General features: G+C 44.1%; 16 protein-coding genes. 7 read left to right on the top strand and 9 right to left on the bottom strand.

Features of this window, described 5'->3' with window-relative positions; all coding sequences use genetic code 11:
- Window positions 1-193: 193 nt before the first annotated feature.
- A complete protein-coding gene (locus tag GT360_RS19135; protein ID WP_164650544.1) occupies window positions 194-379 on the top strand; it encodes a hypothetical protein in 186 nt (61 codons plus the stop codon).
- A 9-nt stretch (window positions 380-388) separates the two neighbouring features.
- On the top strand, window positions 389-808 hold the full coding sequence (locus GT360_RS19130; RefSeq protein ID WP_164650543.1) for a hypothetical protein: 420 nt from the start codon (window positions 389-391) through the stop codon (window positions 806-808).
- A 119-nt stretch (window positions 809-927) separates the two neighbouring features.
- Here the strand turns inward: GT360_RS19130 and GT360_RS19125 are convergent, their stop codons facing one another.
- From GT360_RS19125 to GT360_RS19110, 4 genes are all read right to left on the bottom strand, one after another.
- Window positions 928-1,461 (bottom strand): cytochrome b, encoded by a 534-nt coding sequence (locus GT360_RS19125; protein ID WP_164650542.1) that lies wholly within the window; start codon window positions 1,459-1,461, stop codon window positions 928-930.
- A 251-nt stretch (window positions 1,462-1,712) separates the two neighbouring features.
- Window positions 1,713-2,699 carry a TerC/Alx family metal homeostasis membrane protein gene (locus tag GT360_RS19120; protein ID WP_164650541.1) on the bottom strand — a complete coding sequence of 329 codons (987 nt, stop codon included), beginning with the start codon at window positions 2,697-2,699 and terminating at the stop codon, window positions 1,713-1,715.
- Between the two features lie 358 nt (window positions 2,700-3,057).
- Entirely contained in the window at window positions 3,058-4,269 is a 1,212-nt protein-coding gene (locus GT360_RS19115) for an MFS transporter (RefSeq protein WP_164650540.1), read from the bottom strand.
- 9 nt (window positions 4,270-4,278) lie between these two features.
- The gene (locus tag GT360_RS19110) at window positions 4,279-4,464 is read right to left on the bottom strand and encodes a hypothetical protein (RefSeq protein WP_164650539.1); all 186 of its coding nucleotides are present in this window, start codon (window positions 4,462-4,464) and stop codon (window positions 4,279-4,281) included.
- A gap of 329 nt (window positions 4,465-4,793) precedes the next feature.
- On the opposite strand from GT360_RS19110, the gene GT360_RS19105 reads away from it, so the two are divergent.
- Window positions 4,794-5,024, top strand: coding sequence for a hypothetical protein (locus GT360_RS19105; RefSeq protein WP_164650538.1), 231 nt, complete (start codon window positions 4,794-4,796; stop codon window positions 5,022-5,024).
- An 82-nt stretch (window positions 5,025-5,106) separates the two neighbouring features.
- Here GT360_RS19105 and GT360_RS22120 read toward each other — a convergent pair whose 3' ends face one another.
- Window positions 5,107-5,331: a cysteine-rich CWC family protein gene (locus GT360_RS22120; RefSeq protein ID WP_164650537.1), complete on the bottom strand. Its 225-nt coding sequence runs from the start codon at window positions 5,329-5,331 to the stop codon at window positions 5,107-5,109.
- Between the two features lie 134 nt (window positions 5,332-5,465).
- Window positions 5,466-6,872: an aldehyde dehydrogenase family protein gene (locus tag GT360_RS19095; RefSeq protein ID WP_164650536.1), complete on the bottom strand. Its 1,407-nt coding sequence runs from the start codon at window positions 6,870-6,872 to the stop codon at window positions 5,466-5,468.
- 423 nt (window positions 6,873-7,295) lie between these two features.
- Here GT360_RS19095 and GT360_RS19090 point away from each other — a divergent pair, with 423 nt between their 5' ends.
- The 3 genes from GT360_RS19090 to GT360_RS19080 are packed head-to-tail and all read left to right on the top strand — an operon-like array spanning window position 7,296 to window position 10,024.
- Window positions 7,296-8,441, top strand: a complete 1,146-nt coding sequence (locus GT360_RS19090; RefSeq protein ID WP_164650535.1) for a mandelate racemase/muconate lactonizing enzyme family protein — start codon at window positions 7,296-7,298, stop codon at window positions 8,439-8,441.
- Between the two features lie 19 nt (window positions 8,442-8,460).
- Complete coding sequence (locus tag GT360_RS19085) at window positions 8,461-9,411, top strand: 2-dehydro-3-deoxygalactonokinase (protein ID WP_164650534.1); 951 nt, start codon at window positions 8,461-8,463, stop codon at window positions 9,409-9,411.
- Window positions 9,386-10,024 (top strand): 2-dehydro-3-deoxy-6-phosphogalactonate aldolase, encoded by a 639-nt coding sequence (locus GT360_RS19080; protein WP_164650533.1) that lies wholly within the window; start codon window positions 9,386-9,388, stop codon window positions 10,022-10,024. The genes GT360_RS19085 and GT360_RS19080 overlap by 26 nt, the downstream gene beginning before the upstream one ends.
- Before the next feature lie 70 nt (window positions 10,025-10,094).
- Here GT360_RS19080 and GT360_RS19075 read toward each other — a convergent pair whose 3' ends face one another.
- Entirely contained in the window at window positions 10,095-10,637 is a 543-nt protein-coding gene (locus GT360_RS19075; RefSeq protein WP_164650532.1) for a dihydrofolate reductase family protein, read from the bottom strand.
- Window positions 10,638-10,735: 98 nt separating this feature from the next.
- Here GT360_RS19075 and GT360_RS19070 point away from each other — a divergent pair, with 98 nt between their 5' ends.
- Window positions 10,736-11,308, top strand: a complete 573-nt coding sequence (locus GT360_RS19070) for a TetR/AcrR family transcriptional regulator (RefSeq protein ID WP_164650531.1) — start codon at window positions 10,736-10,738, stop codon at window positions 11,306-11,308.
- A 71-nt stretch (window positions 11,309-11,379) separates the two neighbouring features.
- Here the strand turns inward: GT360_RS19070 and GT360_RS19065 are convergent, their stop codons facing one another.
- Together GT360_RS19065 and GT360_RS19060 are read right to left on the bottom strand one after the other, a co-directional pair.
- Window positions 11,380-12,105 carry an IclR family transcriptional regulator gene (locus tag GT360_RS19065; protein WP_164650530.1) on the bottom strand — a complete coding sequence of 242 codons (726 nt, stop codon included), beginning with the start codon at window positions 12,103-12,105 and terminating at the stop codon, window positions 11,380-11,382.
- Between the two features lie 189 nt (window positions 12,106-12,294).
- The gene (locus GT360_RS19060; RefSeq protein ID WP_164650529.1) at window positions 12,295-13,518 is read right to left on the bottom strand and encodes an anaerobic sulfatase maturase; all 1,224 of its coding nucleotides are present in this window, start codon (window positions 13,516-13,518) and stop codon (window positions 12,295-12,297) included.
- Window positions 13,519-13,532 lie beyond the last annotated feature (14 nt).

The following is a 13,532-nucleotide window of genomic DNA, read 5'->3' as shown; positions in this document are numbered from 1 at the left end:
CGTTGTTGATCGTAATATGTTCATCAGGATTCAGGGCTGCGAGAAACCACGGATGAAAACCCAGTATTATTCTGTTTTGCGTTAAATTGTAACAAACACAAAACAGAATAGGATCAGTTTGTTGTCGTCTAAACATGGTTTTGCGCGTCGGCAATCGTTTAGAGCATTGTTTATCCCGTAGGTGGAAAAAGTTATGAGTGTTGAAGTCATTGTTTACCTTCTTACAACAATGGTATTGCTAGGCTTTGGTTTTGGGGGCATCCGTCTTTATCAGATTCGTAAAAGCCTAGAGCGTCAGGTGATCCAAAATATGGACATCATCTTGCTGCTTCGTACACAAAATTCACACTTAGAACAACTCAAGCGCGAATCACTGTAAGGAAGGGTTATGCAAGGTGTTTACCTGCTGCGCAGCAGTGAAAATCCATTTGTTTTTAGAGTGGGCATGGCTAACGATGTTGAAGCTGAACTTGCACGTATAAATCAAAGCGATGTAGAGCACTGGCAGTATGTGACGCATATTGATGGCTGCTCTTGGGCGATTGAACAGTGTATTTTGGATGACTTAAGCCCTTTAGAGCTAGAATATGGCAAGTTTGCTTGCAGCGAAACGTATATCCGCAAAGTGTTCAGACAGTATCGAAACATACTGAATACAGGTTTATTAAGTACTAAGAAGCCGAGATCAATCTATACCATTTCGGAGCAGATTCGCCGAGATGATGCAAAGTTGAAAAACTACGATAAGTATTACATAGCACTACGTTTGGGCCGTTATTTTAAGACAAGGCCAGCGCGAGTAGCCTAGCACTATCTTCCACAGAATTATTTCAATAATTAGGTTCATTTTGTCTATTGATGCAGCTTTTTACAGCTGCATTTTTTTTAGACTGTCGAAAGGGTTGCATTTAATGACTTTAAGACTGTTTATGCGCGTCCTAGCATGCGCGTTATTGTCCCGTCTTTATCAATCAGTTGATGTTTGAGTGCACCGACACCGTGTAATACGAACAGCGCAACAAGCACATACACCGCCATGCCATGAATAGTGCTCGCCGTTTCTTGTAGCATCGGCATCTTCTCTCCAGCGGCGATTACCTGAACACCGAAGACCTCAATCGCACGACCGCCACCCATACTCATGAGGATGCCAGAGAGCGGCATTGCAAGCGTTGCAAGCATAAGCATGCCGTGAACCGCTTTACCCAGCTTTTCTTGCCATGCTGGCATAGGAGATGCTGGTGGAATAGCCCCTTCTTTCACGCGCCAGATAATACGAATGATGGCAACCAGTAAGATGAGGAAACCGATGGACTTATGGATGTCGTAGAGTTGGAATTTATCGGGACTGCGAGGAAGGTCTACCATATAGAGACCAAGGGCAAAAACACCGATGAAAGCGATAGCGATAATCCAGTGTAAAAAAATTGTCGGTAGCGACAAAGAGCGTGAGTTGAGCATTGAGACTCTCCATTATAGATTGTTGATTTTTTATCCTTGTATTATGTGATGGTATTCATTTCTAAACTATGACTATCATTGTAAATTAGCGTAAATATTGATGTTTATCAGCAGGGAACGTCTTCATTAAAGAAATCAGACTCACTCGCTGAAGCCAAATGATAGAGCTGCAAACTTAAACTCACGGCTCAAGTTTGAGCGATTAGGATTGCCCAAAAAAGCCAGCACGCCCATTGTGCTGGCTCAATCTATTACATCACTCGCGCTTGTTTGCGTTGATGCAGCACTGAACCGATAACCGCAATACTCATCACTGTCACCAGAAAGCCCAGAGACCAAGGTGTCGGGATGGCATAAGCACTATCAACGAGTACCATTTTGATACCGATGAAAATCATGATGATCGACAGAGCCGGTTTCAGATACACGAACTTATCAAGCATTGCTTGCAGTACAAAGTACAGTGAGCGTAGGCCAAGCAGCGCGAACACGTTTGCCGCTAACACCAAAAACGGTTCTTGAGTCACAGCGAAAATTGCTGGGATTGAATCAAGAGCAAACATCACATCCATCACTGCAATAACACCGACCACCAATAGCATGGGAGTCGCCATCAATCGTTGGTTTTCACGAGTGAATAGTTGATTACCCTGAAAGTTGTCGCTCACAGGGATCACTTTACGAATAAGGCGCTCAGCGACATTATTCACTTCATCCTCATGATCTTTTTCACGAGCTAACTGAATACCTGTCCAAATAAGGAATGCCGCGAATAGGTAAAGCACCCAGTGGTAGGTAGACAACAGTTGAGCACCAATCGCAATCATAATCGCACGTAGCACTAATGCACCAATGACCCCCCAAAGCAGCGCTCGTGGGCGCAGATGCTCAGGGACTTTGTATTGTGCAAAGATAATTGCGAATACAAATAGGTTGTCGACACTCAGAGACTTCTCAAGCAGGTAACCGGTTAAAAATGCAACGGTTGCTTTTTCCGAGGTGTAGTCGCTTTGTGGAGCATATACGTCCCAGAAAAAGTAGATGGTGCCTGCGAATAAGAACGCGAGAGCAAACCAAAACACACTCCAACCAATCGCTTTTTGCATAGTGACGTTACCGCCTCGGGTTTGATAGATATCAAGCCCAACCATAGCGAGGGTTAAGATAGCGAAGATGCCGTACATCATCATTGGTTGCCCGGTCAGTGACGCAGTGGTGACGGTTTCGATCGAATTCATAGATACCTCCATAGCGGAAGGAAGAGATCAACTAACCAACCGCAAACAATACACACCAGATCCCCAGACATTAAGGGCATTTGGTTGATGAATGCGTTGGTCTCGTCGAGTTGTGTTAACAACTTTATTTGCCGGATAGTGACTGACCACTAACGAGATGACGACAAATAAAACGAATACAAAAACCAGCTCTTGATGGAACGGGTATCGTATTCGGGACTACTCCCCAAACAACAGGGCGGAGTGTATTCCAATAACTGCAGAAGAGAAACAAATAATTTCTATCAAAACGATAAACGCCCCAACGATGCTCGAGATAGACAGTTGAGGCGTGTAATCAATTTAGGCGTTTATTCGTTTAAGCGGTTTGAGCTTTTAACTCAACAGGTTTGTCATCAATAGGAATATGAAGCAAACCCGCAACAACAGCCATAGCGACGGTAGACCACCAGATTGGCTCATAGGTGCCATAGTAGTCGTAGATTAGACCACCCGCCCACGCACCTAAGAAGCTGCCTATTTGATGAGTAAAAAATACCAAGCCGTAGAGCGTTGACATGTACTTTGCACCAAAAATATGACGGACTAGGCCAGATGTCAGCGGAACGGTACCTAGCCAAACAAAACCAATGGCACCACCAAAAATAGCCGCGGTGTACTCGCTGATAGGGAAGATAACAAAGCTAGCAATCACAACGGCACGTAACATATACAGCCAGAACATAATGTGACGTTTGTTGTAGCGGTCTGCCATCAGTCCCCAGAAGTAAGAGCCAAAAATATTGAAGATCCCAACGTAAGCCAGCGCCATAGCCGCACTTGATGCTGGCAATTGCTTATCAGCCAAATAGCTTGGCAGGTGTGTTGCAATAAACATGACATGGAAGCCACACACAAAGAAGCCAGCATGGATCAGCCAGTAACCCTTATGATTAAAAGCCTGTTTCAGTGCTTGAGACAGCGTCAGTTCATTTTGAGCAGAAGACAGTGCTGCTGTCTCTGAAGGCTTCGCCGTTTTCATGAAAGCGGCAAACGCGATCATCAGTGTACATAGCAGTGCAAAGCCCTGAAGCGCTCCCTGCCATCCGAAGTTTGACAGCAAGGCTTGTGCGCCGGGGATCATTGCAAACATACCGAATGAACCTGCCGCAGTTGTAAGGCCGAATGCTTTTGCGGCGTGTTCAGCAGGCACCACTTTAGCGACAGCACCGAGCACAATCACGTAACTGGTTGCGCTTAAGCCTAATCCAACCAGCACGCCAAGAGAAAGATAAGCCATGCCCGTAGATTGCGTCATCGACATCAAGAACAAGCCAAGTGCGTAAGCAACGGCACCCGCCATGATGATGCGTTTCGACCCCCACTTATCTGCAGCCATACCAACAAACGGTTGGAACGCACCAAACATGAGGTTTTGCAGAGCAATCGCTAGGCTAAAAAACTCTCGGCCTGTATTGAAATGTTCTGAAATGGGCATCATGAAGATGCCAAATGATTGCCTAATCCCTAGGCTAATAATTAACGTGCCGATCCCTAGCCAAACTAAAATAGGAAAACGAAAAATACTCATGTTTGACTCTTAATGGTGATGATGGTGGTGGTGTGAATCATGGCTATCCATGCTCTCGTGCGTGTGGCAGCCTGCGTCCATCGCTTGTTGAGCTAAAACCTCAAGTAAGTATGGCGAATGATGCACACCAAAGAGAACGACAACCAGCAACAAGGTCATACGTAATAATTGGGCTTTTAATGTCTGCGAAAACATAGTGGTTGATTCATTTTTAAGGTGGCGCGCAGTGTAAAGAGGTATCTACTATGAGGCAAATGATTATTTGTGTTATATGCTATGCAAAAATTGCATGTATATATGAAAAGTTTTAAGTAATTTTGCAAAGTTGTTCGATTTCGAAGTGGTTTTAATTTGCTGTTTATTCGCACTATTTATTAACGAACGATGTTTTATGGATAAAATTTCAACGAAAAATTCGAACGAGATCACCAAAAATTAGCAATATCATCCTTGCAAAGGCTGCACTAGATTGAAAGTGTCCGGACAGAAACGAAGATTTTAGTTAGCTCAAAAGGAATATCATTATGAAACGTACAATCTCAATTGCAGCAGCTTTGGTTTTGGGTCTGTTCTCTACAGGTAGTGTTCTAGCTCAAAATGACGTGATTCAAAGCGACGTATTGATGCCAGACACCTCAACACAGTATGAATGGGATGATCCAGCAGAACGTCGCGGTGGTGGTATGTTCTGGTCACCAGAGCAACAAGACTCACACACTTATCCACCACGTGAAAAGAATCTAAAGCGAAACTAGCCGTACCGCGATGAATAAATTATGCAGACGAGTAAATGACATGCCGACTGCCATACTGAGTTATCCATAGGTGTTGTAAGTATTAACACTTATGGATAATCGCGTTTTTCTTTGCAAAATCCTCGACACACTGTTGGCATATGCACGCCTTACCAAGCTTTTCTTTCGGCACTTGATTGAGTAATGCCTTTGGAAAACGAACATTTGATTTGAAGCACCAACATTCATCTTTTGATGATTTGGGCTGGCCACATTGATTTGGCTGGTTGCACAGTGGGCAAAGCTTAGTTGGTTTTTCATTAGACATAAAAAGCGGGATCGGTGGTTTAGCTTAGAGAGCTTGATGTTACCGCTTTTTAAACAGGAACGACAGAAAGATGTGGAGAGAAAAATGCGTCAACGACCAGTGAGAGTCAGGCAAAAGTCGCTGACGCAATAACTTTATAAAGCTTCCGTTATGCGCGCTAGGTAAAGGTAATCCTCAAGCGCAAACTTAGAGCAATCACAGCCAATACCCGATTGCTTGATGCCTACGTGTGGTAAATCGATACCATACTTCACACCATTGATCTGTACTTCACCGAATTCCAGTTGGTCAGCCATGCGCTGTGCTTTACCTGTGTCTTTGCTAAAGATATAAGAAGCAAGTCCTGTGTCGGTGGCATTTGCCATAGCAATGACATCTTGATTGTCGTCAATGGTGATCATGCTAATCACTGGCCCGAAGATCTCTTCTTGATAAATGTCCATTTCGGTTGTGACGTCAGTGATGACGGTTGGAGGGTAGAAAGCGCCTACTTCATCTCGGTCAAATGTGCCACCGCGAACCAGAGTTGCGCCACGCGAGAGTGCGTCTTCTACTAACCCATGGATTCGGTCACGCTCCCATTTGTCAATGACAGGCCCCATAACGAAATCAGACTCGATGTCATAGCCGACAGCAACACGGTCAGCTCGCTCAGTGACTTTTTCGAGAAATTCCTTTTGAACGGATTGAGCGACCATTACTCGGTTTGGGGCAACACAAATTTGACCACTATTGTTGTATTTGAGTGCGCACAAGATATCAGCAGCAAGGTCAAGGTCAGCGTCTTCACATACGATGAATGGAGTATTGCCGCCTAACTCCATCGAGTAACGTTTGATAGAGGTCGCGCCTGCTTGCATCACTTTGACACCAGTAGATATCGATCCAATCAGTGTCAGCATCTGAGGGATTTTAGAAGAAGAGAGGTAGTTGCCAACTTCTCTATCATTACCAGCAAACACATTTACCGCGCCTTTAGGTAGACCAATTTCGTGGCAAATTTGACCGACTAGGTAAGCGGAAAGCGGTGCTTTAATGCTGGGTTTCAAAATTATCGGACATCCAGCGGCCATTGCTGGGCCCAACTTAAAGCCGAGATTTAGAAGCGGGAAATTCCATGAAAGATACGCTACGACGACACCAATCGGTAGATGGCGAAGCTGATGCGTAAACTCTTTCTTAGTATCAATAATGGTCGGTGGGGTGTAGCGTTTAATTTCTTCTGAATAGAACGCTAAACTATCGATAAGTGATTGGTAGTCTTCTTCAGTACATGCCCAACTCTTACCGGTTTCTTGATGAACCGCCATTCGCAATGCTTCTTCGTTTCTGATAAGCGCATCTCTGAGCTTGTTCATCCATTTAACGCGTTCAGCGACTGTCGTTTTACCCCAGGTTTTCTCTGCCTCTTTTGCTGCTGATAGAGCAACTTGGGCTGTTTCTTTGTTGGCAACAGAAATTTCTTGAACGATTTCGTCGGTGGCAGGGTTGATAACCGAGTACTTACAATCATTTTCGATTAGTTTTCCATCTATATACATCTTCTGTGTTCCTACTGTTCATATCTTAACCTGACAACAACGCCACACAAATTAAATCTTACCTAAGAATGACTATGGTGAGTTACGTACCGTGATGTCGATATATTGCGTAGTGTTAAATTAACATATTGACTAAGTTATTTAGTAGGTGAAGAACGATTTATCCCAGAATATGGGAACTCATTTCACTCAGGTGGAAATGTCGATTTGATCACATTAATGTAGGGGCAAATCAATGAGGATGAAAATGTCCCTAGAGACCAGTGACATAGCGTGTTGGGATAGGAAGAACAGTCGCGTTGTGTGTGTCAATTTTAAATAAAGTAACATTTAGTTAAAAATATTAATTGGTCATGACTATTTCATGCAATTAATGACTGGTCCGATTTTAAAAAAGAAGCTGTAAATTAAAGAGAGTTGTTTATGAAGATAGTTAATATTATTCCGCACGCAATATCAGTACCACTTGAGACGCCATTCTACTTTTCTCAAGGATGGGTAAAAGCGCGTAGCTCTCTGATTGTTGAAGTGGTGACTGAAGATGGTGTCATCGGTTGGGGGGAAAGCCTGTGTCACGGACTTCAGTCACCACTTATTGCCGCTTCATTTATCGAGCATGTATTTAAGCCAATGCTGATTGGACGTGATGTATTTGACGTCGAGGTGCTTTGGGAAGAAATGTACAACCGTACTAGACCATACGGTCAAGCTGGCGCAGCGGTTAATGCAATTAGTGGTGTGGACATCGCATTATGGGATGCGATTGGCCGCGCTGTTAAGCAGCCAATACACAAACTGATCGGTGGTGCCTTTAGAACAGAGGTCACTCCGTATGCTACCGGCTTCTATCGAATCGAAGGCGCCAATTATCCACAAGATCTGATTACAGAAGCGCAAGGTTACGTCGCGAATGGGCTTAAAGCGCTGAAACTCAAAATCGGTTTTGGAGTAGATAGCGATATCGAGTTGATACATCAGGTTAGAGAAGCAGTGGGCAGTGATATCAAGATCATGGCGGATGCCAATGCAGCCTACAATTTAGGTGCCGCAAGAACCATTATTAAAGAAACTGAGAGCTGTAATCCTTATTTCTTAGAAGAGTTACTCGCCCCTGAGGATATTGTTGGCTACAAGCAAATTAAGAACCTATCGAAAACCAATATCGCAGCAGGGGAGCAGATTTTCGGTAAGCATGGTTATCGACCTTGGCTTGAACAAAGCGCGCTGGATATTATTCAGCCAGACTTATGCTCTTCAGGCGGCATCACTGAGTGCAAGAAGATTGCCGCCATGGCCCAGGCGACGAACACGACTTTGATACCTCATGTTTGGGGCTCAGGAATTGGTATTGCAGCGTCATTGCAATTCCTTGCTTCGATACCCGCCACGCCACTTTCACTTAATCCAATTGAGCCTATGCTGGAGTTTGATCAATCCTCACATCCGTTTAGAACCGATTTGATCTTTGATGGTATTCACTATGCGAACGGGAAAGTAGCCATCTCTGACAAGCCTGGCATTGGCGTAGAGGTGAATACTGAAGTTATTGACAGATTTAGAATCAATTAAGTTTAAAGAGAGAACAATTATGGGAGATGCGCTTAATGAAGTCGCGTGGTTGATTATTGATTGGGGAACCACTAACTTCCGTGCTTTTGCTATGGCTCAAGACGGCCGAGAAATCGACCGTATAGAGAAACATATCGGTTTACTTTCTATTCAGCACGGACAGTTTTCACAAGCCTTAGAGCAGGTATTAAGTGGATGGATAACAGATTACCGCAAGTTGCCTATTTTCATGGCAGGCATGGTAGGTTCACAGCAAGGTTGGCACGATGTTCCGTATGTAACCACACCCGCAAAAATTGGAGATGTCGCCAATAATGCGTTCACGTTTGATCTCGAGTGGGGTGCCAAAGCCAGCATTTATCCGGGTGTAAAACACAAGAATGCTCAAAGCCAATTTGATGTGATGAGAGGGGAAGAAGTTCAACTTATTGGTGCAAGAGCACTATTAGCAACAGACAACTTTCATGCGGTGTTACCTGGGACACATAGTAAGTATGCTCACGTGACGGATGGTGTTATTCAGAGCTTTTCGACTTATATGACGGGTGAAATGTACTCGGTACTGTCGAAACACACCATTTTAGGAAAAGATTTAAGTCCAGCGAAAGCGGAGTTTGATTCTGTCGCTTTTTTGAAAGGTGTTGAAGAGAGCTCTGTTGAGAGTTTGACTAATCAGTTGTTTTTAGCAAGGACACATCGCTTGTTTAAGCAGCTAAATAGTGACGATGTTTTGGACTACTTGTCTGGGCTGTTGATTGGTCACGAAGTGAAATCAATTATCGGGCTGATTAATTGTCGCAAAGAGCCTCTTAACCTGATCGGTAGTTATCAACTAAGTAAAAAGTACGAAATGGCGCTGAATTCACTCGGATTTATCTCTCAAGTCCTAGATGGAGAAGAGTGTTTTATCGAAGGAATGAAGCAGTTAGAAAGGGAGCTGGAACATGAAGAAATGGACATCCTTTCATAAGGATCATCAAGTGCCGCTGGTGGCGATAATCCGAGGTGTTGAGCCACGCGACGTACTTGAAGTCGCGGAGGCGCTAGTAGAGCAGGGATTTACGATCATTGAGGTGCCATTAAACAGTCCTAATGCGCTAGAGAGCATTCAAATTTTAGTCGACAACATGGCGGATCGAGCTCTGGTTGGCGCGGGCACAGTTACCAACGTTATGGAAGCTCAAGCAGTGTTGGAGACAGGCGCACAACTGATTGTCACTCCAAACGTAAATCCAGAAGTCATTGAACTGGCAAGGATGCACGATTGCAGCGTATTTCCTGGTGTTATTACACCGTCAGAAGCGTTCAGTGCCCTGAATCATGGGGCAACGGGTATAAAGTTGTTCCCGGCCGATGTCATTGGTTTAGACGGGTACAAGGCGCTAAAGTCTGTGCTACCGAAAGAGACGATTTGTTTGCCGGTTGGCGGTATCAATCCATCCGTTGATTCCATGCAGCCATGGTTGGAAGCTGGTGTGAGCGGGTTCGGTTTAGGCTCGGCACTTTACAAGCCGCACATGTCACTGGAGCAGGTAAAGACCAACGCGAAGCAATTTGTTGAGACCTACACAAGCTTGGCTTGATTGATACCTTCCTAGTATTAAATCACGCAAAGGATCTGATTTCGTCAGATCCTTTTTTGTTGGTTGTCACCTAAAGTGGTTGTCTTTCGCGGACGAAGGTGGTTTGGACCAAGTTGCCAAGAACGACTTCGCTCTTGCTTACTTTAAAGTTAAGAGGCTGGTCTAAATCACCAAATAATGGCGCTCCTCCACCTAAAAGAATAGGGAAGCGAGTAATGACCATCTCATCAATTAAGTCCTCTCTCAGAAAGTTTTGAATGGTCACTCCGCCGTCGATATAGAGGTCATTTACCCCCTGAGCACCAAGTTCAGAAAGAATGTTCTTTAACTCTCCTTTTACAAGGAAAACTTTACCTTCCAGCTCTTCGGGTACCGTCTGCATCGTATTACTTAACACGTATACAGGCTTGGTGTACGGCCAGTCACAACCAAAGCTCAATACAACGTCTAAAGTGTTCCTTCCCATAATCAAGCCGTCTACACGTTCCATGAGGCTGAAGAAACCAGTATCAATGTTGTCAGGGTTAGGCACGGAATGTAGCCAGTCTAATTTACCCTCTTTGTCAGCAATGAAGCCGTCAAGACTGGTCGCGATAAATACGATGTTTGCCATAATATCCTCGTTAGAATTTGCTCATTGGGTAGACATGAAAGTAGATATAAGATTAAATCTACAGTGTAGAATTAATCTTAGTTTATCGGTGACATTCCATGACTGTCAATAAAAAGAAGCGTGGCAGACCACAAGGTCATGCATCTCAAATGAGTCAATCGGCCATCTTAGAAACGGCTAAGTGTCTGATGAAAAAAGAAGGAAAAGTTCCTAGTATTAGAGCACTAGCAATAGCATTGGATGTCGATCCGATGGCCATCTATCACTACTTCAAAAACAAGAATGCACTTCTTGAGGCCTTGACGACATCATTGGTTGCGGAGATATACAACCCCGTGGGTGATACAGACTGGCAACAGGAGATCAAGTCGCTTTGTGTTAGCTATATAGAGTTGTTGAGAGAGTACAGTGGTTTGTTACAAACCATGTTAAGTATGACCTCACATGGCCCAGCCCAAGTGTTTAGCGAACGCTATCAAATGATCGTGAGGCCGTTAGGGCTTAGTGAACAGATGCAGAAAAATGGGTTGGACTTGCTTGCTGACTATCTACACGGTTTTGCGTTCGCAATCAGTTGTCATAATGATCAGAGTGAAATAACAACAGAGATGATGAACGGGCCAGTAGCACTGATTTGCAAAGCACTCATGGCCGAGAGTTACTCAAACTAACGGTTATTCGCTGAGCAAGTTTGTTTAGTGTGGCCCAGTGATGCATAGACCACATGAATCAAGCAGGTTTCTTAGTTCAGTCTCTCAGTGATCATTCGACTGTATCGTGTCAGAACGGGGATCAGTTGTTCCATTCGCTGGTCTGGCATATAAGGCTTGATACTGGTCACCGACATTGCCGCAATGATATTGCCGTATTTATTGCGGATTGGCACGGCGACACAACGAACGAGTTCCTCGTTATCCTCTAAGTCATAACTGTAATCGCGCTTCGAATAGACTGACATACGCTTGAGCATCGTTGGCAGGTCGATATCGTCATTTTTCTTAATGAGCCTTTGCCATTCCATCTGAGGCATGTCGATCATCAGCGACTTACCAATCCCTGTCGCTGCAAGAGGCAGTCTATCGCCTATTCTCGAGCGAAGTTCAATTGGACGTTTACCCGAAATTTTGTCTAAGTAAAATATATGGTCTTCATCTTTAATACCAAGGTGCACGGTATCCATGGTTTGCTCTGCAAGCTCAGATAGTATAGGGTGTGCGATCTCTTTAAGCGGCATGTCTTTTTGTGCTTTGTTGCCAAGCTGAATCATTTTGGTTCCAAGCACAAGCCCAATCCCTTTAACTTCTCGAATATAACGAGCATCAATGAGACCTTGTAGAATACGGTGAACCGTTGATTTAGGTAAGGTGGTTGCTTCACAAATAGCCTTAAGCTGTCGGTGTCCTTCCGCAACCGCATCGACAACATCGATGGCTTTGTTAAGTGACTGGTTCCCATTGTTATTATTCATTTGGATTTCCTATAGGGTGACTTAAACATCAGCGAGCTAAGTAGAATAATCATAGCTTCGATGAATAATAATTATGTTAGTGGAAACGTATCCAAATAATTGTGACCATGGCAGAGTAAACATATGTGGTTACACTTTTCCCATATTATGGAATCCATTTATGCCTCTGATGGTGAACAAAAAGATCAATTAATCGAACAAGTTGGCATCTTCGGCCACTTTCATGATCACAGTTGCTGGGCGTCGATGTTCAAGCAGTCTAGCCATGATCAGCATGGCCTTTTCTGATTGTCTAAAAAACTCGAAATAACCCTCACACAAGTAGTTGTGTTGCTGTCCCTTTTGTGTCGTCACAAAGCGATGTTTAGGACATCCTCCATAGCAGGCAAAACGGTAGCGACAAGCGTTGCACTTTTGATTGAGAGAGGTCGATTTAGATTGACTGAACTGAACCGCCTTCGGGCTGTTATTCATGATTTCTATGGTCGTGTGATGAATGTTACCCAGTTTGTATTCTGGGTAGACGTAGTGATCACACTGATAAAGGTCTCCGTTGGCTTCTAAGGCAAAAGAGTGACCACACTCAGCGGCAAGAGTGCAGATACCCGCCGGTTGATTGAGCCAACTGGCGAGAGTTGAGTCGAAAGTTTGCACAAAAGTGGTACCAACGTCTTTTTTAACCCACTCTTTAAAAATAGTGACAAGGAAGTGACCATAATCTTTTGCAGCCACAGACCATGGTGTGACGGTTTTTGAGTGATCCAAAGGAGAAGCAAGATCTAAGTGCCATCGATTATCATCTGTTGATAAACGCTCGACGAGCGGAATGAACTGGATGTACTTAGAACCGATGGATTTTAGGAATTGGTATACTTCGAGTGGGTAACCCACGTTACCCGCACTGACTACAGTGAGTGTGTTGAACTCGATCTCATGTTTTTTGAGTAACTCAATCGCCTTCATGACTTTTGAGTGCGTTCCCTTTTGGCTGCGAGTAACACGGTATTGGTCGTGAAGATGCAGTGGACCATCAATGGAAATACCGACCAAGAATTGATGGCGTTTAAAAAACTGACACCAGTTTTCATCAATGAGTAGCCCATTGGTTTGAAAGGCGTGGTAAATCTGTTTCCCGTTGGCATATTTTGCACACAGCTCGACAACACGTTGATAAAACTCAAGCCCTAACATCGTGGGCTCTCCACCTTGCCAAGCAAACTCTACCGTAGGACCACTTTGGGCTTGAATATACTGTTCAATAAATCGCTCCAATGTGTCGTCTGACATGCGCCAGTTAGATTGTCTTTCTGGATAGAGCTGCTCTTTTTCGAGGTAAAAACAGTATTCACAGTCAATATTGCAGACTGAACCTGAAGGCTTTGCCATCACGTGGCATTGATTGACTTGAACCATAGTATTCCTATTTA

The organism is Vibrio astriarenae, from assembly GCF_010587385.1.
Taxonomy (GTDB): Bacteria; Pseudomonadota; Gammaproteobacteria; order Enterobacterales; family Vibrionaceae; genus Vibrio; species Vibrio astriarenae.
Note: the sequence above shows the minus strand (reverse complement) of the source record. Positions and strands in the feature narration are given on the sequence as shown.